The sequence below is a fragment of the Pseudomonas sp. LAM2023 genome, from assembly GCF_016620375.1.
GTDB classification, from domain to species: domain Bacteria; phylum Pseudomonadota; class Gammaproteobacteria; order Pseudomonadales; family Pseudomonadaceae; genus Aquipseudomonas; species Aquipseudomonas anuradhapurensis.
This window is the reverse complement of the sequence record NZ_JAENHV010000026.1, coordinates 12850-33183: the sequence shown is the minus strand read 5'-3', so window position 1 is coordinate 33183 and position 20334 is coordinate 12850. Positions and strand designations below refer to the sequence as shown.

The window sequence follows — 20334 nt, the reverse complement described above, 5'->3', positions numbered from 1 at the left end:
GCAACAGGCAAAGCCTGAACATCAGCCGAGGCGGATGTTCAGGCTTTGTGCGTTTCCGGCGCTGGCGGCACGCAGCAATTGCTGGCGTGCCGTGGCATTCACATTGCCGAGCCAGCTGACCACGGTGTGGCTGCGGCCCAGGCGCAGCGCTTCGCAGGCCAGTTGCAGCGGGCTTTGATTGCCGCGAGGGTGCAGCAGCAGGATGCGTTCACGGTTGAGCCCGGCGTCGCGCAGCCAGGCCTGGGTCAGGCTCGAAGGCGGAGCGATCAAGGTCAGCCAGCGGGCCTCGTCCTCTTCGCTCAGCTCGCGCAGTACCGGTGCCAGCAGGCTGTGGCAGTGCCCGGGAGCACCGCGTAGCGACAGTTCGCTGAACAGCTCGGGCTGGCTGCTCTTGCGTGCCAGTTCAGTGGTTTTCAGGCCTGGCAAGACTGGCTGGGCGAGGAATGCTTCGAACAATGGCAACTGGGCTTGCTCGGGTGCGTGAATGAACTGCTGCATGACGCCTCCTGGATCAGCGGCGAATGACGCCGACGCTCAAACCCTCGATCACCAGTTCCTGTTCTTTCAGGTCGACTTCGATAGGGGCGAATTCGGGGTTTTCGGCAAGCAACCAGACCTTGCTGCCTTCACGCTTGAAACGCTTGACGGTGACTTCGTCGCCGATACGCGCCACGACGATCTGGCCGTTGCGTGCTTCGCGGCAGGTATGCACCGCCAGCAGGTCGCCATCGAAGATACCGACGTCCTTCATGCTCATGCCGTGCACGCGCAACAGATAGTCGGCCTGGGGGTGGAAAAAGTCGGGGCTGATATTGCAGGATTGCTCGATGTGCTGTTCGGCAAGGATCGGCGCACCGGCGGCGACCCGGCCGATGATCGGCAGGCCGCTTTCTTCGGCCTTGGCCTCCAGGCCAGGGATGCGAATGCCGCGAGAGGCGCCCGGGGTCATTTCGATCGCGCCCTTGCGGGCGAGGGCCTTGAGGTGTTCCTCGGCGGCGTTGGGCGACTTGAAGCCCAGCTCCTGAGCGATCTCGGCGCGGGTTGGCGGGAAGCCGTTGTCTTCCAGGCAACGCTTGATGAACGCGAGAATTTCGGCTTGGCGTGGCGTCAGTTTCAACATGTTGGGCGCTCTGTCTTTTTGTACAGTGCCTGGGATTATATACAGTACTGGATGCGCTGCAAGCTACCGGCAGCAAGAAAACTGCGAAACGCTGCTGCAGGCCCCGGCGTGCGCCGCTGCTGTTTTGAGGCTTGCAGCGTGAAGCGCGTCGCCTTTTAATGGCGACCGACCGGTCACCGAGCCTTGACAGAAGCAGGGCTGAAACGTATGTTTCAAACACCTGTTTGTCTGGCGGAGTAGTCGGAGTAGTCATGGCCCAATCGGAAACCGTTGAACGCATTCTCGATGCTGCCGAGCAGCTGTTCGCGGAAAGGGGGTTCGCCGAAACCTCGTTGCGGCTGATTACCAGCAAGGCCGGGGTCAACCTGGCGGCGGTCAACTATCACTTCGGTTCCAAGAAGGCCCTGATCCAGGCAGTGTTCTCGCGCTTCCTCGGGCCATTCTGCGCCAGCCTCGAGCGCGAGCTGGAGCGGCGCCAGGCAAAGCCGGAGCACAAGCCCAGCCTCGAAGAGCTGCTGGAAATGCTGGTGGAACAGGCCCTGGCCGTGCAGCCACGCAGCAACAACGACCTGTCGATCTTCATGCGCCTGCTGGGCCTGGCCTTCAGCCAGAGCCAGGGCCACCTGCGGCGGTACCTGGAAGACATGTACGGGAAGGTGTTCCGCCGCTACATGCTGCTGGTCAACGAGGCCGCGCCGCGTATCCCACCGCTTGAGCTGTTCTGGCGGGTGCACTTCATGCTTGGTGCCGCAGCCTTCAGCATGTCCGGTATCAAGGCCCTGCGCGCGATCGCCGAAACCGACTTCGGCATCAACACCTCGATCGAGCAGGTAATGCGCCTGATGGTGCCTTTCCTGGCGGCCGGCATGCGTGCCGATAGTGGCGTTACCGACGAGGCCATGGCCACCGCCCAGTTACGCCCGCGCAGCAAGTCCGCTACCATCACCGCCAAAGCCTGAAGGCTGGGCGGGGCAGGGCGCTTCGGCTAAGCTAGCGCCCATGTCCGATCTCGATCTGCTGCACATTTCCCTTGCCGACCAGTGCCTGTACGGTTTCAGCCGTGGCCAGCTATGCCTGCGCCTGCCGGTTTCCACCGCGCGCAACGGTGCCGGCGAGCGCAACGGCTCGGGCTGCACGCCTTGCGGCTTGCACCAGGTGCGGGCAAAGATCGGCGCAGGCCTGCCGTTGAATGCGGTACTGGCCGGGCGGCGCTGGACCGGCGAGGTGTGGTCGCCGGCGTTGCAGGCGCAGTACCCCGGGCGGGACTGGATCCTTACCCGCATCCTCTGGCTCAGCGGTTGCGAGCCCGGGGTCAATCGCCTTGGCGCGGTCGATACCTTCCGCCGCTATATCTACCTGCACGGCACCCCGGATACGGAACCCATGGGCGTAGCGCTGTCCCATGGCTGCATACGCCTGCGCAACACCGATTTGCTCAGCCTGTTCGAGCGGGTGCCGGCGCATTGCCTGGTGCGCATCGAGCAGGCCGCTTGCCCCCAGTGGGCTTCTCTCAGTCTCCAATGAAGGATTTCCCATGACTGTCAGCCTGCAAGGCTCCTTGATGGTGGATATCGCCGGTAAATGGCTGACCGCCGAAGACCGTCACCTGCTACGCCAGCCTGAAGTGGCCGGCCTGATCATCTTTGCCCGTAACGTCGACAGCCCGCGCCAGGTGCGTGAGCTGTGCGCCTCCATTCGTGCCATACGCCCCGACCTGATCCTGGCGGTGGACCAGGAAGGCGGTCGCGTGCAGCGCTTGCGCCAGGGTTTCGTGCGCCTGCCAGCCATGCGCGCGCTGGCTGACAACGACAACGCCGAATACCTGGCCGAGCAGTGCGGCTGGCTGATGGCGACCGAGGTGTTGGCGGTTGGCCTGGACCTCAGCTTTGCCCCGGTGCTCGACCTGGACTACCAGCGCAGTGCGGTGGTCGGCAGCCGCGCCTTCGAGGGTGACCCGCTGCGTGCCACGCAACTGGCCGGGGCGTTCATCCGCGGCATGAACGCGGCGGGCATGGCGGCGTGTGGCAAACATTTCCCGGGCCATGGCTGGGCCGAAGCGGACTCGCATGTGGCCATTCCCACGGATGAGCGCAGCCTTGAACAACTGCGTCAGGCCGACCTGGTGCCGTTCACCCGCCTGAGCGGGCAATTGGCGGCAGTGATGCCGGCGCATGTCATCTACCCACAGGTCGACAACCAGCCGGCGGGCTTCTCGCGGCGCTGGTTGCAGGATATCCTGCGTGGCGAGTTGGGCTTTGACGGGGTGATCTTCAGTGACGACCTGTCGATGGCTGGCGCGCATGTGGTCGGGGATGCGGCTAGCCGGATCGAAGCGGCGTTGAGCGCTGGCTGTGACATGGGCCTGGTGTGCAATGACCGGGCAGCGGCGGAGCTGGCGTTGAGTGCGGCGCAGCGAATGAAGGTCAAGCCCTCGCCACGGATTGCACGGATGCGTGGGCAAGGGTTTGCGCGGACGGATTATCGCCAGCAGCCGCGGTGGCTGGAGGCGTTGGGGGCGTTGCGGGAGGCGCAGTTGGTCGATTGACCGCGCCGGCCCCTTCGCGGGCACGCCCGCTCCCACAGGTGCAGCGCTGGTTTCGAAATTAGTGTTGTATCTGTGCCGGCTCCTTCGCGGGTAAACCCGCTCCCACAGGTACGGCACCGCCCTTGAGGGCACTGATATGCCTGTGGGAGCGGGCGTGCCCGCGAAGAGGCCGGTACAGGCAGTGGAGGATTCTGGGCTAGCGCCCGCGCTTCCCGGGCAGCGGCGCAAACAGTGCCTCGATCTCTTCATCCCCCAGCCGCCATTGCCCGGCCTGCCCGCCATCGAGCAGGCTCGCTGCCAGCGCCGCCTTCTCCTGCTGCAACAGCTGGATCTTCTCTTCCACCGTGCCCCGGGTGATCAGCTTGAACACGAACACTGGCTTGTCCTGGCCAATGCGGTAGGCGCGGTCGGTGGCCTGATTCTCGCTGGCCGGGTTCCACCAGGGGTCGAAGTGGATCACCGTGTCTGCGGCCGTCAGGTTCAAACCCACGCCCCCCGCCTTGAGGCTGATCAGGAACACTTCGCTGTCACCCTGCTGGAATTGCTGTACCGGCGTGCGCCGGTCACGGGTATCTCCGGTCAGCAGGCTGTAGCGGATCTTGCGCTTGTGCAGTTCCTCCTCGATCAGCGCCAGCATCGAGGTGAACTGCGAAAACAGCAGTACCCGGCGCCCTTCGCTGAGCAGCTCGTCGAGCATTTCCAGCAGCGCGCCCAGCTTGCCCTTGTCCGCCTGGTTGCCTTTGCTTTCCACGCCTTTGACCAGGCGCAGGTCGCAACATACCTGGCGCAGCTTGAGCAGGGCGTCGAGGATGACGATCTGGCTGCGTGCGGCACCATTGCGGGCGATTTCGTCGCGGACCTTCTTGTCCATGGCCACCCGCACGGCCTCGTAGGTGTCACGCTGGGCATCGCTGAGCTCGACCCAGTGCACCATCTCGGTCTTGGCCGGCAGCTCGGTGGCCACCTGCTCCTTGGTGCGGCGCAGCAGGAACGGGCGGATGCGCTTGGCCAGGTGGGCCATGCGCTCGCCGTCGCCGTGGCGCTCGATCGGGGTGCGGTAGTCCTGGTTGAAGCGCTTCTGGTCGCCCAGCCAGCCAGGCATGAGGAAGTGGAAGAGCGACCACAGCTCGCCGAGGTTGTTCTCCATCGGCGTGCCGGTCAGACACAGGCGCTGCCCGGCCTGCAGTTCGCAGACGGCAAGGGCGGCTTTGCTGGTGCTGCTCTTGATGTTCTGCGCCTCGTCCAGCACCAGTACGTGCCAGCGCTGGGCGCGCAGGTGTTCGAGGTCGCGGGGGGCCAGGGCATAGGTGGTCAGCACCACGTCATAGGCGTGCAGGTTGGCGAAATGCTTGCTGCGCCCTGGCCCGTGCAGGGCCAATACCCGCAGGCCGGGGGCGAAGCGTTGCGCTTCGTCGAGCCAGTTCGGTATCAGGCTGGTGGGCATGATGGCCAAGGCCGGTGCACTCAGGCGACCGGACTCCTTTTCCAGCAGCAGGTGCGCCAGGGCCTGCAAGGTCTTGCCCAGGCCCATGTCGTCGCCCAGGATGCCGCCGGTGCCCATTTCTCGTAGCGCCTGCAGCCAGTTCAAGCCCTGTTGCTGGTAAGGGCGCAGGCTGGCTTGCAGGCCGGCCGGTGGTTGCACCTGCAGGTCGCGGGCATCGCGCAGGCGGCGGCCGAGATCGCGCACATGCTCGCCGCCTTCCCAATGCAGTGGCAGCCCTTCGATCTCGTTCAGGCGCGCGGCATCGGCGCGGTCCAGGCGCAGCGATGGGCCGGTGGCATCTTCGTGCAGGTACAGCTCGCCAAGGGTGCCCATGACCGCCTTGATCCGCCCGTAGGGCAGGGCGACACGCAAGGCCGGGGTGTCCAGGCGCCCGCGGTTGAGGTCGAGCAGCAGGTGCTCGTCATCGCTGCGCCGGGCCAGTTCACTGGGGCGCAGCAGTTCCGGGTTGCTGCGCAGCAGTTGCAGCACGATCGGTAGCAAACTGTGACGCTGGCCATCGACCACGATGCCCAGTTCCAGGTCGAACCATTCATGGCCGGGCGCCTCGTCGATGCTGGCGTACCAGTCGTCAACCTCCTGCAGGTTGAAGGCGAAGTCGCGCTGGATGTCGATGTCCCAGCCTGCCTCGCGCAAGCGTGGCAGGCCTGCGCGGGCGAAACGCAGCCAGGCTTCGTCGTCGGGAAGCTGGAGCATCTCGCCAGCGCTGTCGGGCAATGCCTTGCTCTGCCGGGTGGCGGGCTTGAAACCGAGGTCGCGAAGCACCTTGCGCAGCGCCTGCTCGGCCTGTGGCTGGCGGCGGATGCGCTGGCTGGTGTCGCCGACCAGGCGGGTCAGCGGTTTGTCGTCGCTGCCGCTGGCGTGCAGGCCGTCGTAGTCGAATGCCAGCGCGGCGCGGTGTTGCATCTGCCGTTGCATGCGGCCGGTCTTGGGCATGTAGGCACTGAATTCGAGGCTGCCGAGGGTCAGCCTCCCTCTTGGCGTGAGGTCTTCGATTTGCCGGGTGCTCACGGCTGTGGGGGTAGGGACGTGGCGGTTCAAGGCGTTCAATCGATGGCTCAAGGGAACGACCAGGTGTTCGGGAACAACAGGTGCACGTGCGAGCTGGCTGGCAATGAAGGGGTCGAGGTCATGGCGCAGTGTGCCGGTCTGATGCGAATGCCTGTCCACATAGTACATGGGCTCGATGGGCAGTACCTGCAGCTGCAAGTGGCCATCGTGATACCAGGCGCCGCGGTAGCTGCCATTGTCCAGCCTGACCCAGCGGAACTCGGCATGCAGCTCCGGCCCGGGAGACAGTGGCGCAGCGTCGTCTTCGAACAGCAGGCGATCAGTGGCCAGGGCGTAGCTGTAGAGCTCCGCGCCCTGCTTGCCTTCCAGTTGCACCACGGGCGTAATCGTCTTGCTGCGGGCATCGATCAGGCGCAACAGTCGGGCGTCGTCCTCCGTGACATAGCGGGGGGTGTAGTAGATCATCTCGGGCATTGATGTGATGCGACCGATCTTCAGTGTGCCGTCTGTTTGCCGGGTGCCTTTGATCGGTTCGAGCCGCCATTGCTCATGATCCAGGTGAATACGGTAATAGATTGCCGGGCCTTTGCGTGCGGGTTCGCGGGAGGCCGCGGGTTGGGACGGCGACTCGAGTGCCTGGACCCACAGGTTGAGGTCCGGTGGCAGCGAAAGCGCGGCCTGCTCCGGCGGGGCTGCAGCGTCAAGGCCGTCTGTTCCGTCCTGTAGTTGCAGCAGCGCTGCAATGCAGTGCTTGCAGTTGAGCCCGACGGGGCAGGAGCAGCGCCCGAACACGCGCAGGTCACCGTGATTGACGAGCAGCTGGATGGTCTGCTGGTAGGTCTGGCCGGCCGAGCCCTTGCAGATTGCCTCGACCGTTGCGCCATGCTGCGACAGGATGCGCGTCCGCTCTTGGGCCGCATAATTGCGGCCTCGTGCCAGTGCGCCAGCCTCGATGAACTTCACCCAGCCGGGGTGGGCCCTCAGCAGTTGCTGCGCATCGCCGCTGCTCACATCACTGCTCCATCATCTCCGGGTCCATTACCGGCATCTTCGGCGTGCCCGGTGGGGTCACCTTCAGCAGCAGCGCCAGGTGCCCGCCGTCAAGGAAGGTCAGCTGCCCACCCTTGACGTTGCTGTTGCTCTGCTTGAACTGCTCGCTTTGCAGCACGCTGCCGTTGCCGTCCAGCTGGTTGACCCAGAAGTTGGCCTCGACCGCGATGAAGCGGCCCTCGGTGATGCTCAGGTTGCCTTCGATGGGGAAGTGGCCGAACTGCTCGGCGCCTTCGCCCAGGGCGATGCGGCTGGGTTCGCTGCCAACCCGCTGCTGCCAGGCCTTGTGCATCAGCACGGTGTAGTCGGCAGTGGCTTCCAGGCGGGTGGCTTCGTCTTCCAGCGCCGGGCGGCGCTCGGCGTCCTTTTCCAGGCGCGGGGCGTCGGCGCTCCAGTTTTCCGGGGCAAACGGGCTGGTAAAGGCGGGCACGCTGTTCTGCCGCACCAGGATCATTTCCACCTGATACAGGCCTTCGGCGAAGGCGGCCGGGGCGAATAGCGCCAGCAGCAGGGTCAGGCAACGGATGGCACGCATGGATCTTCCTTAAGCAGGCTGTGGGGTCAGGCGCTCGAACAGCGCCTCCAAGGTATTGAAGCGTTCGTCGGGGCGTTCCATCGGTACCAGGAAGCGGAACTGGGTGGCGCCTTCGAACTTGTAGCGTTTGGGCTGGCCCTGGATCAGCTTGATCAGGGTCAGCGGGTCGACCGGGGTTTCGGCCTCGAACTCGATTTTGCCGCCATTGGGGCCGGCATCGACTTTCTTGATGCCGAGCTTTTCCGCCTGCAGCTTGAGCGAGGTCAGGCGCATCAGGTTCTTGGTCGGCTCGGGCAGCAGGCCGAAGCGGTCGATCATCTCCACCTGCAGGTCCTTGAGGCCTTCTTCGTCGGCGGCCGAGGCGATGCGCTTGTACAGGATCAGCCGTGCGTGCACATCGGGCAGGTAGTCCTCGGGGATCAGGGCCGGCAGGCGCAGGTTGATCTCCGGGCCGCCGCCCAGCGGTTGCTCCAGGTTGGGCTGGGTGCCCTTGCGAATCGCCTTGACTGCGCGTTCGAGCATTTCCATGTACAGGGTGAAGCCCACTGCCTGGATCTGCCCGCTCTGGCCTTCGCCCAGCAATTCGCCGGCACCGCGGATTTCCAGGTCGTTGGTGGCCAGCACGAAGCCGGCACCAAGGTCCTGGGTGTTGGCGATCGCCTCCAGGCGTTTCTCGGCATCGGCGCTGACCTTCTGCCGGGTCGGCGTCAGCAGGTAGGCGTAGGCCTGGTGGTGGCTACGGCCAACCCGGCCGCGCAACTGGTGCAGCTGGGCCAGGCCAAACTTGTCGGCACGCTCGATGACGATGGTGTTGGCGCTGGGCACGTCGATGCCGGTTTCGATGATGGTCGAGGCCACCAGCACGTTGAAGCGCTTGTGGTAGAAGTCGCTCATCACCTGTTCCAGCTCGCGCTCGCGCATCTGCCCATGGCCGATGCCGATGCGCGCCTCGGGGACCAGTTCGGCAAGGTCGGCGGCGCATTTCTCGATGGTTTTCACATCGTTGTGCAGGTAGTACACCTGGCCGCCGCGCAACAATTCACGCAGCAGCGCCTCCTTGACCGTGCTCTTGTTCTGCTCCATGACGAAGGTGCGAACCGACAGGCGGCGCGCCGGTGGCGTGGCGATGATGGACAGGTCGCGCATGCCTGCCACGGCCATGTTCAGCGTGCGCGGAATCGGCGTGGCGGTGAGGGTGAGGATGTCCACCTCGCTGCGCAGGGCCTTGAGCCGTTCCTTCTGGCGCACACCGAAGCGGTGCTCTTCGTCGATGATGGCCAGGCCCAGGTCCTTGAAGCGCACGTCGTCCTGCAGCAGCTTGTGGGTGCCGATGAGGATGTCGATCTTGCCTTCGGCCAGGTCGGCGGCGGCAGCGGCCACTTCCTTGGCCGACTTGAAGCGGCTCATCACCTCCACGGTCACCGGCCAGTCGGCGAAGCGGTCGCGGAAGCTGTTGTAATGCTGCTGGGCGAGCAGGGTGGTGGGCACCAGCACCGCCACCTGGCGGCCACTGTGCACGGCAATGAATGCCGCGCGCATGGCCACTTCGGTCTTGCCGAAGCCGACGTCGCCGCACACCAGGCGGTCCATCGGCTTGGGCGCGAGCATGTCGGCGCGCACGGCTTCGATGGCAGCCTGCTGGTCCGGGGTTTCCTCGAACGGGAAGCCGGCGCTGAAGGTGGCATAGTCGGCGGCCGGGTCGGCGAATGCATAACCCTTGCGCGCGGCGCGCCGGGCATAGATGTCGAGCAGTTCGGCGGCGACATCGCGCACCTGTTCGGCTGCCTTGCGCTTGGCCTTCTGCCAGGCCTCCGAACCCAGCCGGTGCAATGGCGCCAGGGCATCGTCGCTGCCGGTGTAGCGGGCGATCAGGTGCAGGTTGGCCACGGGCACGTACAGCTTGGCACCCTCGGCGTATTCCAGGGTCAGGAATTCGGCGGCCTGGCCTTCGATTTCCAGGGTGGCCAGGCCCAGGTAGCGGCCTACACCATGGTCGATGTGCACCACCGGTGCGCCTTCACGCAGCTCGGTGAGGTTCTTGATCACCGCGTCGTTGGCGGTTTCGCCACGCTTGTCGCGGCGGCGGCGCTGCATGACGCGCTGGCCGAACAGCGGGCTTTCGGCGATGAGGGCGACGGCCGGGTCGTCCAGCAGCAGGCCATCGTCCAGCGGGGCGATGGTGATCGCCAGGCGCTCGGCACCGGTGATGAAGTCGGCCCAGCCATCGACGCCCTGGGGGCGCAGTTTCAGCCGCTCGAGCAGTTCCAGCAGCACTTCGCGGCGGCCCGCCGATTCGGCGGTGAACAGCACCCGGCCAGGGAACTGGTCGAGGAACTTGGCCAGTTCGGCCAGCGGCTGGTTGGCCTTGGCCTCGATCGCCAGGTTGGGCAGTGCGCGCGCCGGGAAGCGTTCGCGGCCGACCCCGGGCTCGAGGTCCTCGCTGCTGACCACCACCCGTGGCCATTGCTTGAGCCGGGCAAAGCAGTCTTCCACCGGCAGGAACAGCTCGGCGGGCGGCAGCAAGGGCCGGCTCAGGTCGCCACGGCGCTCTTCATAACGCCCGCGTACGTCGTTCCAGAAATGCTCGGCGGCCTGTTCCACGCCGGGCAGCGAGAACACCTGGGTGTCGGCCGGCAGGTAGTCGAACAGGGTCGACGTCTCTTCGAAGAACAGCGGCAGGTAGTACTCGATACCGGCAGGGATGATGCCGCTGGCCAGGTCCTGGAAAATCGCGCTGCGGCGGAAGTCGACATCGAAGCGTTCGCGAAAGCGCGCCTTGAAGCGGGTCACTTCCTCTTTCTGCATCGGGAACTCGCGCGCCGGCAGCAGGCGTACCGAGTCGACCTTGTCGATCGAGCGCTGGGTCTCGGGGTCGAAGGTGCGCAGGGTTTCGATCTCGTCATCGAACAGGTCGATGCGGTAGGGCAGCTTGCTGCCCATCGGGAACAGGTCGATCAGCGCCCCGCGCACGGCGAACTCGCCATGCTCGTAGACGGTATCGACACAGCGATAGCCGCTGGCTTCCAGGCGCGTGCGCATCTGTTCGACGTCGATGGTCTGGCCGACGTCCAGCACCAGGCTGCTGCCCAGCAGGAAGCGGGTTGGTGCCAGGCGGTGCAGGGCGGTGGTGACCGGCACCACGAGGATGCCATGGCTCAGCTCCGGCAAGCGGTACAGGCTGGCGATGCGCTGGGAGATGATGTCCTGGTGCGGTGAGAACAGGTCGTAGGGCAGGGTTTCCCAATCGGGGAACGGCAGCACCGGCAGGTCCGGGGCAAAGAAGCGGAGTTCCTGTTCCAGACGATCGGCTGCCTGGCTGTCGGCAGTCAGCAGCAGGGTGAAGCGGCCCGCGCTGCTGGCGGCCTCGGCGATGGCCAGGCTGAGGGCGGCTCCGGGCAGATTACCCCAGGTTTGTTTGCCGGCCGTGGCCGACATTTGCGGTAGGCGCAGAACTGACACGGGAGATTGCACTCCAAGCGTTGCGGCAAAGAGATCGATTGTACCGGTGACGGTGCCGGCTGTCAGGCTCGAAAGGGCATGAACGCTGGCGCGCGTGCCGCGACAGGCGCTCATTGCCGGTTACGCGTTGGGGCGTCATAATGTAGCCCCTTTTTTCTGTCCCTACATGTGGAAGGTTCCCGTGACTCAGAAGCCCGACCAGTGTCTTGGTGAGTGGATCGATCGTGAAGCCCTGGCTGAAGCGATGATCCCGCTTATCGGTCAGCTCTACCGCAACAACAATGTGGTGAGCTCGATTTATGGCCGTAGCCTGATCAACCGTTCGGTTATCTCGATCCTCAAGGCGCACCGCTTTGCGCGCCATCGTCAAACCGACGAAACCGAACTGTCCGTCCACGAGACATTCCCCCTGCTCAAGGCCATGAGCGAGCTGAAGCTGGGCGCCGCCTCGGTCGACCTCGGCAAGCTGGCCAACAAGTTCAAGCAGGAAGGCAATGGCCGTACTGCCGAGCAGTTCGTCCGTGAAGAACTGGCCGAAGTGGTTGGCCAGCAGAACGCTTCGGCGCGCAAGGGCACCGACGTTGTGCTGTACGGCTTCGGCCGCATTGGCCGCCTGCTGGCGCGCATCCTGATCGAGAAGACCGGTGGCGGCGACGGCCTGCGCCTGCGTGCCATCGTCGTGCGCAAGGGCGCCGAGAACGACCTGGTCAAGCGTGCCAGCCTGCTGCGCCGTGACTCGGTGCACGGCCCGTTCGATGGCACCATCACCATCGACGAAGCCAACAACACCATCACCGCCAACGGCAACCTGATCCAGGTGATCTACGCCAAGAGCCCGAGCGAAGTCGACTACACCCAGTACGGCATCGAAAACGCGCTGATCGTCGACAACACCGGCGTATGGCGTGATGCCGACGGCCTGGGCCAGCACCTGGCCTGCCCGGGTGCTGCCCGCGTGATCCTCACCGCACCTGGCAAGGGCGCGCTGAAGAACATCGTGCACGGCATCAACCACGGTGACATCGCTGCCGATGACAAGATCATCTCGGCCGCTTCCTGCACCACCAACGCCATCGTGCCGGTGCTCAAGGCCATCAACGACCAGTACGGCATCGTCAACGGCCACGTCGAAACCGTTCACTCGTTCACCAACGACCAGAACCTGATCGACAACTTCCACAAGGGCAGCCGCCGTGGCCGTGCCGCGCCGCTGAACATGGTCATCACCGAAACCGGCGCCGCCACTGCTGCCGCCAAGGCACTGCCAGTGCTCAAGGGCAAGCTGACCGGCAACGCCATTCGCGTACCGACGCCGAACGTTTCGATGGCCATCCTCAACCTGAACCTGGAAAAGCCCACCTCGCGCGACGAGATCAACGAGTACCTGCGCCAGACCGCCATGCACTCGGAACTGCACAAGCAGATCGACTACGTCAGCTCGCAGGAAGTGGTTTCGACCGACTTCGTCGGCTCGCGCCACGCCGGTGTGGTCGACGCTGAAGCGACCATCGCCAACGATAACCGTGTTGTCCTGTACGTCTGGTACGACAACGAATTCGGTTACAGCTGCCAGGTGGTTCGCGTGATGGAAGAGATGGCCGGTGTGAACCCGCCAGCGTTTCCGCGCTGATTCGCTTGTAAGGCAATGAAAAAACGGGAACCTTCGGGTTCCCGTTTTTTTATGCTTGCCGTGGGTTGTGTGGCGCTCGATTTACGCCACACCTCAAAACCCAAGGCAAGCCTCCAGGACCTGAAACCGTGCGCGCGCCCTTACTGCTCACCCTCATGCTGCTTACCGCCTGCAACCAGGGCCCCACCCTGGAGCGCCTGGGCGGCCCGACAATGGGCAGCAGCTATAGCATCCAGTATGTGCGGGAGCCCGGCGGCCCGGCACCGGCCCGGGTGCAAGCAGCGGTGGAAGCCATCCTGCAGGGCATCGATCAGCACTACTCGACCTACCGCGGCGACTCTACCGTCAGCCAGTTCAACCAATTGCCCGCCAATCAGTGCCAGGCTATGCCCCCCGACATGCTCGAACTGGTCAGCCTGGGCCAGCAACTGGCCGAGCAGAGCGATGGCGCCTTCGACCTCACCGTCGAGCCGTTGCTCGACCTGTGGGGCTTCGGCCCCCAGGCGCGCCACACGCAGGTGCCCGACCCGCAGGCCCTGGCGCGGGTGCGCCAGCGGGTCGGCTACCGGCACCTGCACATCCAGGGCCAGGCCCTGTGCAAGGACGCCCCGGTGCAGCTCGACTTCAACAGCATGGCCGCCGGCCATGCCGTCGACCTGATCGCTGCGCGCCTGCAGGCCATGGGTGTCGCCAGCTTCGTCGCCGAAGCGACCGGTGAGCTCAAGGCGGTCGGCCGCAAGCCTGACGGCAGCCCCTGGCGCATCGCCCTGGAGCTGCCCCGCGAAGATCGCCAGATCGCCCGGCAGATCATTCCGCTCAATGGCCTTTCAGTATCAACCTCGGGTGACTATCGGCACTATTTCGAGGACAATGGCCGGCGCTATTCGCACACCTTCGATGCCCGCCTCGGGCGCCCGGTGCAGCACGACCTGGCCGCGGTCAGCGTGCTCGATGCCTCGGCACTGCGGGCAGACGGCTATTCGACGCTGCTGTTGATCCTGGGCCCGCAACGCGGTTGGGATTTTGCCGTGGCGCATGGCCTGCCTGCGGTGCTGGTGACTCGGGTCGAGGGTGGCTTCGTCTCCCGAGCTACGCCCGCGTTCGAACGGGCAGTGAAAGGCGAGTGAAAGCACAAGCAGGGATGATCGCCGCCAGGGAGTGGGTGAACCACATGTAGTGCGGGCAAAATTGGCCTACGACGCGACCAAGGGTTAATGTGCGCGGCGTTCACGCTTGATTAGACTGCACCCGAATTTTCTCATGGCGCCCTGGCGGCATGATCGCGCCCCGCGAGCGACCGTGGCTTGCGGGCCAGTTCTGAAGGAGTACGCATGGCTGTCTACAACTACGACGTAGTGGTGCTGGGTTCCGGCCCGGCCGGGGAAGGCGCGGCAATGAACGCCGCCAAAGCAGGGCGCAAGGTGGCGATGGTCGACAGCCGTCGCCAGGTCGGGGGCAACTGCACCCACCTGGGTACCATCCCGTCCAAGGCACTGCGTCACTCGGTGCGGCAGATCATGCAGTTCAACACCAACCCGATGTTCCGTGCCATCGGCGAGCCGCGCTGGTTTTCGTTCCCCGACGTGCTGAAGAGCGCCGAGAAGGTCATTGCCAAGCAGGTGGCCTCGCGCACCGGCTATTACGCCCGTAACCGCGTGGATGTGTTCGTCGGTACCGGCAGCTTCGCCGACGAGCAGACCATCGAAGTGGTCTGCCCGAACGGCGTGGTGGAAAAGCTCAACGCCAAGCACATCATCATTGCCACCGGCTCGCGCCCCTATCGCCCGGCCGACATCGACTTCAACCACCCGCGCGTCTACGACAGCGACACCATCCTCAGCCTCAGCCACACCCCGCGCAAGCTGATCGTGTACGGCGCCGGCGTGATCGGTTGCGAATACGCCTCGATCTTCAGCGGCCTGGGCGTGCTGGTAGAGCTGGTGGACAACCGCGGCCAGTTGTTGAGCTTCCTCGATTCGGAAATTTCCCAGGCGCTGAGCTACCACTTCAGCAACAACAACATCACTGTGCGCCACAACGAAGACTACGAGCGTGTCGAAGGCCTGGACAACGGTGTGATCCTGCACCTGAAATCGGGCAAGAAGATCAAGGCCGACGCCTTGCTGTGGTGCAACGGCCGTACCGGCAACACCGACAAGCTGGGCCTGGAAAACATCGGCATCAAGGTCAACAGCCGCGGCCAGATCGAGGTCGACGAGAGCTACCGCACGAGCGTGCCGAACATCTACGGTGCCGGTGATGTGATCGGCTGGCCGAGCCTGGCCAGTGCCGCCCACGACCAGGGCCGCTCGGCAGCGGGCAGCATCGTCGACAATGGCAGCTGGCGTTTCGTCAACGACGTGCCGACCGGCATCTACACCATTCCCGAGATCAGCTCGATCGGCAAGAACGAGCAGGAGCTGACCCAGGCCAAGGTGCCGTACGAAGTGGGCAAGGCCTTCTTCAAGAGCATGGCCCGTGCGCAGATTGCCGGCGAGCCGCAAGGCATGCTGAAGATCCTGTTCCATCGCGAAACCTTGGAAGTGCTGGGCGTGCACTGCTTCGGCTACCAGGCTTCGGAAATCGTCCACATCGGCCAGGCGGTGATGAACCAGCCGGGCGAGCTGAACAACCTGAAGTACTTCGTCAACACCACGTTCAACTACCCGACCATGGCCGAAGCCTATCGGGTAGCTGCCTACGACGGCCTGAACCGGCTTTTTTGAGCGGCTCCGACCGGTGGCCTGAGCCGGTCGGAGAGACCGATTTCAACCCTGCCCGAGGGTGGTCTTGGCCAAACCGGGAAAGTCTGTAATCAGGCTGTCCACGCCAAAGTCAGCGAGCCGGCGCATCAGTGCCGGTTCGTTGACCGTCCACACCGACACGTGCAAACCCTGGCTCTGCGCTTTCAGCAGGCGCTCCGGCGTGCACAGTGTCCAGTTCAATGCCAGCAGGTCACAGCCGTAGTTCTGCGCCACCTTCAACGGGTCGAGCCAGGCGTATTCGGCCACCAGCCCGCGTTTCACGTCCGGCACCAGTTCCTGTGCGGCGCCCAGCACTTCGCGCGAGCTGGAGGTGATGGTCACCTTGTCCAGCAGGCCGTACTGCTGGGCCAGTTCACGGATCGCCAGCACGGTGGTGGCGGCGCGGGTGCGTGAAGCGCTTTTCACTTCCAGCTGCCAGTGCTCGAACGGGCACTTCTGGAACAGTTCTTCCAGCCGCGGGATGGGGCAGGGCTGGACGTGGCCCGGGCCGCCCTTGCGGGCGTCGATCCGGACCAGGTCGGCGGCGGTGTGTTCGACCACCTTGCCGCGCTTGCCGGTGGTGCGTTTGAGGGTGGGGTCGTGAATCACCATCAGCTCGTTGTCGGCCGACAGGTGCAGGTCCAGCTCGCAGCGGGTCACGCCGTGGGCCAGGCATTGCTGGAAGCTCTTCAGGGTATTCTCGGGCGCTTCGCCCTTGGCGCCGCGATGGCCGTAGATCAGGGTCACGTTCGTTCCTTCAAATCAGGGAAAAATGGGCTCAGGAGGCGGGGTCGTTCTGTTCCAGCTGCTGGCGCCGTTGTTGTTGCTGGCGCTGCAGGATGTAGCGCGCCAGCAGTTGACGCTGGGCGTCGGTCATGTCGGTGAATTCGGTGCCGACCTCGAAGCCGCCCTCCGGGCGCGGGTCGCAATGGCTGACCTTGCCGCGCAGCAGCAGGCCATGAGCCCGCGGCATCAGCACCATCTTCACCTTTACCCGGGTACCGGGAGCCAGCCGCGTGGCTTGGGTGAATTCGATGCCACCCTCGGAAATGACCACCGGCTGGGGCTGGCCCACTTCGCCGATCAGGGTCTGGGCAACCACCGCGCTGAGCAGGTCGAGGCGTTTGTTCTGCGCGCGCAGGAACGCGGCGAGGGTGCGGTCCTTTTCGCTCAGCTGACGCAGCAGATGCTGCGACTCGAAGTCGGACAGGTGCAGCTCGCTGAGCAGGTTGAACAGCGGCGAATCATCTTGCAACACATCTGGGTCAAGGGCTTCGGCCGCGCTGAGGGGGCTGATTTGAAGTGCGATCTGATCTTCGATGCGGTAGTATTCGCGGCGATCTTCTTCGTCTAATGTCGTCATGGCGAACCCAAGGTAGCGGCGGTGGTCCGAGTGTAAAGCCGCCGTAGGCGCCTCGCCACAAGGACGTTCCCTTTCATCCGAACAAGCCCCGACATGTTCAGACCTCTTTTCGCATTCATCGGCACGCGTTATACCCGTGCCAAACGTCGCAATCACTTCGTCTCGTTCATTTCCCTGACCTCGATGATCGGCCTCGCCCTGGGCGTGGTGGTGATGATCGTGGTGCTCTCGGTGATGAACGGTTTCGACCACGAGATGCGCACCCGCGTGCTGGGCATGATCCCGCATGCCACGCTGGAGAGCGGCCAGCCCATAGCCGACTGGCCGGCCCTTGCCCAACAAGTAAAGCAGAATCCGCAGGTGCTGGCGGTTGCGCCGTTCACCCAGATGCAGGGCCTGCTGACCCATGACGGCAAGGTGCAGAAGGTGCTGCTCAACGGTATCGACCCAGCCCGCGAGCGCGAGGTGTCGATCATCGACAGGTTCGTCCTGCAGGGCCGCCTCGACCAGCTGGCGCCGGGCGAGTGGGGCATCATGATCGGCGACAAGGCCGCGGCCAAGCTGGGGGTGTCGATTGGCGACAAGCTGACCTTCGTCGCCCCCGAGGTCAGCGTGACCCCGGCCGGCATGTTCCCGCGCATGAAGCGCTTCACCGTGGTCGGTACCTTCCACGTCGGGGCGGGCGAGATCGATGGCTACCTGGGCCTGACCAACATCAGCGACCTGTCCCGCCTGCACCGCTGGAAACCCGGCCAGGTGCAGGGCCTGCGGCTGAAGTTCGACGACCTGTTCCAGGCGCCGCGAGTGGCCTGGGACATCGCCCAGCGCCTGGGTGACCAGGAATTCTACAGCCGTGACTGGACCCGTACCCATGGCAACCTGTACCAGGCGATCCGCATGGAAAAGGCCATGATCGGCCTGCTGTTGCTGCTGATCGTGGCGGTGGCGGCGTTCAACATCATTTCCACCCTGGTAATGGTGGTCAACGACAAGCGCGGCGACATTGCCATCCTGCGCACCCTGGGCGCCACGCCCGGGCAGATCATGCTCATCTTCATGGTCCAGGGCACGGTGATCGGGGTGATCGGTACCCTGATCGGCGCCGTGGTCGGGATCGTCGCCGCGCTGAACGTCAGCGCAGTGATCGCCGGCATCGAGAAACTGATCGGGCACAAGTTCCTCAATGCCGACGTGTACTTCATCGATTACCTGCCGTCGCAGATCCAGGCCCAGGACGTGTACATGGTCTGTGCTGCGGCGCTGGTCCTGAGTTTCTTCGCCACCCTGTACCCGGCCTGGCGTGCGGCGCGCACCCAGCCTGCAGAGGCGCTACGTTATGAGTGAGTCGCGCATGAGTGATAAAGCCGTTCTGAGTTGCCGCAACCTGGGCAAGTCCTACGACGAGGGCCCGGAGTCGGTGCAGGTACTGTCCGGGCTCAACCTCGAGCTGCACGCCGGTGAGCGCGTGGCCATCGTCGGCAGTTCGGGCTCCGGCAAGAGTACCTTGCTCAACCTGCTGGGCGGCCTCGACCGGCCGACCCAGGGCAGCGTCTGGCTGGCCGGCGAGGAGCTGTCGGCGCTGGGCGAGCGGGCGCGCGGCCTGCTGCGCAACCGGGAGCTGGGCTTTGTCTACCAGTTCCACCACCTGCTGCCGGAATTCACCGCCATCGAAAACGTGTGCATGCCGTTGCTGATCGGCCGCACACCGATCCCCGAGGCCCGTGAGCGTGCCGAGGCGCTGCTCAAGCGGGTCGGCCTGGCCCACCGCTACAACCACAAGCCAGCCGAGCTGTCCGGCGGCGAGCGCCAGCGGGTGGCGATTGCCCGGGCGCTGGTCAACCGCCCCGGCCTGGTGATGCTCGACGAGCCGACCGGCAACCTCGACCACCACACCGCGCAGGGCATCCAGGAATTGATGCAGGAACTCTCCAGTGCCTCGCGCACCGCGTTCCTGGTGGTGACCCACGACCTCAACCTGGCACGCCAGATGGACCGCGTGCTGAAGCTCGACGACGGTCACCTGGTGGCGATCTGATCGACTGCACGGGGTGGCTGCGCTGCCCCGTTTTCCTGTTTTCATTGGGTGTTTCCGTACATGTTCAGACCCTTGCCCATCTTCATTGGCGCGCGCTACACCCGAGCCAAGCGCCGCAACCACTTCATCTCGTTCATCTCGATGACCTCGATGATCGGCCTGTCGCTGGGCGTACTGGCGATGATCGTGGTGCTGTCGGTGATGAACGGTTTCCAGCGCGAAATGAGCTCGCGCATTCTCGGCCTGGTACCGCACGCCGCCATCCTCGGCACGCAGCCACTGGATGACTGGCACAAGGTGGCCGATGCGGCCTTGCAGGACCCGGCAGTGATGGCGGCAGCGCCGATTACCGAAATGGAAGGCATGCTGTCGTACAAGGGGGCGATGCAGCCGATCCAGGTCGGCGGCATCGACCCGGCCGAGGAGGGCAAGGTCTCGATCGTCGGTCAGCACATCGTCCAGGGCCGCCTGCAGGACCTGCAGCCGGGCGAGTTCGGTGTGGTCATCGGCGAGCTGACCGCACGCCGCTTCCGCCTCAACACCGGTGACAAGCTGACCCTGATCGTGCCGGAAATCAGCAAGGAACCCGGCGGTATCACCCCGCGCATGCAGCGCCTGACCGTGGTCGGCATCTTCAAGGTGGGTGCCGAGCTGGACGGCTCGCAGGCCTACATCCATGTGGCCGATGCCGGCGCCATGCAGCGCTGGGCGCCGGGCCAGGTGCAGGGCGTGCGCCTGAAGCTGCACGACCTGTATGCCGCGCCGCAGGTGTCCAAGGCCATCGCTGCCAGGCTGGGCGATGCCTACCGTGCCGATGACTGGTCGCATACCCAGGGCAGCCTGTTCAGCGCCATGAAGATGGAAAAAACCATGATCGGCCTGCTGTTGATGATGATCATCGCGGTGGCCGCGTTCAACATCATCGCCACCCTGGTGATGGTGGTGAACGACAAGGGCCCCGACATCGCCATCCTGCGCACCCTTGGTGCCACGCCGGCGCAGATCATGGGCACGTTCATGGTCCAGGGCAGCCTGATCGGCATCGTCGGTACGCTGATTGGCGGCGTGCTGGGGGTGATAGCAGCGTTCAATGTCAGCCAGATCGTCGGCTGGCTGGAGCGGGTGAGCGGGCAGCACATCTTTACTTCGGATGTGTACTTCATCAGCAGCCTGCCTTCGCAGTTGCAATGGGGCGATGTAGCGATCATCTGCACGGCCGGGTTGGTGATGAGCTTCCTGGCGACCATCTACCCGGCTTATCGGGCATCGCAGGTGCAGCCGGCGATTGGCCTGGCTGTCTGATGTCTGCTTGAGATTTTGCGGGCGCTTTGCGCCCCATCG

Annotated in this window: 16 protein-coding genes; 9 read left to right on the top strand and 7 right to left on the bottom strand. The window is 64.7% G+C overall.

Features of this window, described 5'->3' with window-relative positions:
• Nucleotides 1–21: 21 nt before the first annotated feature.
• Both sulA and lexA read right to left on the bottom strand, forming a co-directional pair.
• Nucleotides 22–498 carry an SOS-induced cell division inhibitor SulA gene (gene sulA / locus JKP78_RS15160; protein ID WP_170029095.1) on the bottom strand — a complete coding sequence of 159 codons (477 nt, stop codon included), beginning with the start codon at nucleotides 496–498 and terminating at the stop codon, nucleotides 22–24.
• Between the two features lie 13 nt (nucleotides 499–511).
• Nucleotides 512–1120, bottom strand: coding sequence for a transcriptional repressor LexA (lexA, locus tag JKP78_RS15155; RefSeq protein WP_114170995.1), 609 nt, complete (start codon nucleotides 1118–1120; stop codon nucleotides 512–514).
• A 251-nt stretch (nucleotides 1121–1371) separates the two neighbouring features.
• On the opposite strand from lexA, the gene JKP78_RS15150 reads away from it, so the two are divergent.
• The 3 genes from JKP78_RS15150 to nagZ are packed head-to-tail and all read left to right on the top strand — an operon-like array spanning nucleotide 1372 to nucleotide 3665.
• Nucleotides 1372–2079 (top strand): TetR/AcrR family transcriptional regulator, encoded by a 708-nt coding sequence (locus tag JKP78_RS15150; RefSeq protein WP_186690499.1) that lies wholly within the window; start codon nucleotides 1372–1374, stop codon nucleotides 2077–2079.
• Between the two features lie 40 nt (nucleotides 2080–2119).
• Entirely contained in the window at nucleotides 2120–2644 is a 525-nt protein-coding gene (locus JKP78_RS15145; protein ID WP_170029097.1) for a L,D-transpeptidase, read from the top strand.
• Between the two features lie 22 nt (nucleotides 2645–2666).
• Entirely contained in the window at nucleotides 2667–3665 is a 999-nt protein-coding gene (gene nagZ / locus JKP78_RS15140; protein ID WP_200627105.1) for a beta-N-acetylhexosaminidase, read from the top strand.
• Nucleotides 3666–3861: 196 nt separating this feature from the next.
• On the opposite strand, the gene JKP78_RS15135 is transcribed toward nagZ, so the two are convergent.
• The 3 genes from JKP78_RS15135 to mfd are packed head-to-tail and all read right to left on the bottom strand — an operon-like array spanning nucleotide 3862 to nucleotide 11221.
• A complete protein-coding gene (locus JKP78_RS15135; RefSeq protein ID WP_200626907.1) occupies nucleotides 3862–7188 on the bottom strand; it encodes a DEAD/DEAH box helicase in 3327 nt (1108 codons plus the stop codon).
• Between the two features lies 1 nt (nucleotide 7189).
• Nucleotides 7190–7762: a CsiV family protein gene (locus tag JKP78_RS15130; RefSeq protein ID WP_200626906.1), complete on the bottom strand. Its 573-nt coding sequence runs from the start codon at nucleotides 7760–7762 to the stop codon at nucleotides 7190–7192.
• Nucleotides 7763–7771: 9 nt separating this feature from the next.
• Entirely contained in the window at nucleotides 7772–11221 is a 3450-nt protein-coding gene (gene mfd, locus JKP78_RS15125; RefSeq protein WP_200626905.1) for a transcription-repair coupling factor, read from the bottom strand.
• Nucleotides 11222–11387: 166 nt separating this feature from the next.
• Here mfd and JKP78_RS15120 point away from each other — a divergent pair, with 166 nt between their 5' ends.
• The 3 genes from JKP78_RS15120 to sthA all read left to right on the top strand — a co-directional run bounded on the left by JKP78_RS15120 (nucleotide 11388) and on the right by sthA (nucleotide 15577).
• The gene (locus JKP78_RS15120) at nucleotides 11388–12851 is read left to right on the top strand and encodes a glyceraldehyde-3-phosphate dehydrogenase (protein ID WP_186690505.1); all 1464 of its coding nucleotides are present in this window, start codon (nucleotides 11388–11390) and stop codon (nucleotides 12849–12851) included.
• Nucleotides 12852–12979: 128 nt separating this feature from the next.
• The gene (locus tag JKP78_RS15115) at nucleotides 12980–13978 is read left to right on the top strand and encodes an FAD:protein FMN transferase (RefSeq protein WP_200626904.1); all 999 of its coding nucleotides are present in this window, start codon (nucleotides 12980–12982) and stop codon (nucleotides 13976–13978) included.
• Nucleotides 13979–14182: 204 nt separating this feature from the next.
• Nucleotides 14183–15577: a Si-specific NAD(P)(+) transhydrogenase gene (gene sthA, locus JKP78_RS15110; protein WP_170029103.1), complete on the top strand. Its 1395-nt coding sequence runs from the start codon at nucleotides 14183–14185 to the stop codon at nucleotides 15575–15577.
• Nucleotides 15578–15619: 42 nt separating this feature from the next.
• Here the strand turns inward: sthA and JKP78_RS15105 are convergent, their stop codons facing one another.
• Both JKP78_RS15105 and JKP78_RS15100 read right to left on the bottom strand, forming a co-directional pair.
• Nucleotides 15620–16342 (bottom strand): glycerophosphodiester phosphodiesterase, encoded by a 723-nt coding sequence (locus JKP78_RS15105; protein ID WP_170029104.1) that lies wholly within the window; start codon nucleotides 16340–16342, stop codon nucleotides 15620–15622.
• Between the two features lie 31 nt (nucleotides 16343–16373).
• Nucleotides 16374–16958 (bottom strand): PilZ domain-containing protein, encoded by a 585-nt coding sequence (locus JKP78_RS15100; RefSeq protein WP_186690509.1) that lies wholly within the window; start codon nucleotides 16956–16958, stop codon nucleotides 16374–16376.
• 93 nt (nucleotides 16959–17051) lie between these two features.
• On the opposite strand from JKP78_RS15100, the gene JKP78_RS15095 reads away from it, so the two are divergent.
• The 3 genes from JKP78_RS15095 to JKP78_RS15085 are packed head-to-tail and all read left to right on the top strand — an operon-like array spanning nucleotide 17052 to nucleotide 20295.
• A complete protein-coding gene (locus JKP78_RS15095; RefSeq protein ID WP_200626903.1) occupies nucleotides 17052–18302 on the top strand; it encodes a lipoprotein-releasing ABC transporter permease subunit in 1251 nt (416 codons plus the stop codon).
• A 7-nt stretch (nucleotides 18303–18309) separates the two neighbouring features.
• Nucleotides 18310–18993: a lipoprotein-releasing ABC transporter ATP-binding protein LolD gene (lolD, locus tag JKP78_RS15090; protein ID WP_170029107.1), complete on the top strand. Its 684-nt coding sequence runs from the start codon at nucleotides 18310–18312 to the stop codon at nucleotides 18991–18993.
• A gap of 60 nt (nucleotides 18994–19053) precedes the next feature.
• The gene (locus tag JKP78_RS15085) at nucleotides 19054–20295 is read left to right on the top strand and encodes a lipoprotein-releasing ABC transporter permease subunit (protein WP_186690511.1); all 1242 of its coding nucleotides are present in this window, start codon (nucleotides 19054–19056) and stop codon (nucleotides 20293–20295) included.
• The last annotated feature ends 39 nt before the right edge of the window (nucleotides 20296–20334 follow it).

Bases quoted from the DNA above. Each gene is read 5' to 3' on its own strand.
- lolD (WP_170029107.1), top strand. From the start codon at position 18,310: ATGAGTGATAAAGCCGTTCTGAGTTGCCGCAACCTGGGCAAGTCCTAC.
- lexA (WP_114170995.1), bottom strand. From the start codon at position 1,120: ATGTTGAAACTGACGCCACGCCAAGCCGAAATTCTCGCGTTCATCAAG.
- JKP78_RS15145 (WP_170029097.1), top strand. From the start codon at position 2,120: ATGTCCGATCTCGATCTGCTGCACATTTCCCTTGCCGACCAGTGCCTG.
- sthA (WP_170029103.1), top strand. From the start codon at position 14,183: ATGGCTGTCTACAACTACGACGTAGTGGTGCTGGGTTCCGGCCCGGCC.
- JKP78_RS15150 (WP_186690499.1), top strand. From the start codon at position 1,372: ATGGCCCAATCGGAAACCGTTGAACGCATTCTCGATGCTGCCGAGCAG.
- JKP78_RS15130 (WP_200626906.1), bottom strand. From the start codon at position 7,762: ATGCGTGCCATCCGTTGCCTGACCCTGCTGCTGGCGCTATTCGCCCCG.
- JKP78_RS15120 (WP_186690505.1), top strand. From the start codon at position 11,388: ATGTGGAAGGTTCCCGTGACTCAGAAGCCCGACCAGTGTCTTGGTGAG.
- sulA (WP_170029095.1), bottom strand. From the start codon at position 498: ATGCAGCAGTTCATTCACGCACCCGAGCAAGCCCAGTTGCCATTGTTC.
- JKP78_RS15085 (WP_186690511.1), top strand. From the start codon at position 19,054: ATGTTCAGACCCTTGCCCATCTTCATTGGCGCGCGCTACACCCGAGCC.
- JKP78_RS15100 (WP_186690509.1), bottom strand. From the start codon at position 16,958: ATGACGACATTAGACGAAGAAGATCGCCGCGAATACTACCGCATCGAA.
- JKP78_RS15095 (WP_200626903.1), top strand. From the start codon at position 17,052: ATGTTCAGACCTCTTTTCGCATTCATCGGCACGCGTTATACCCGTGCC.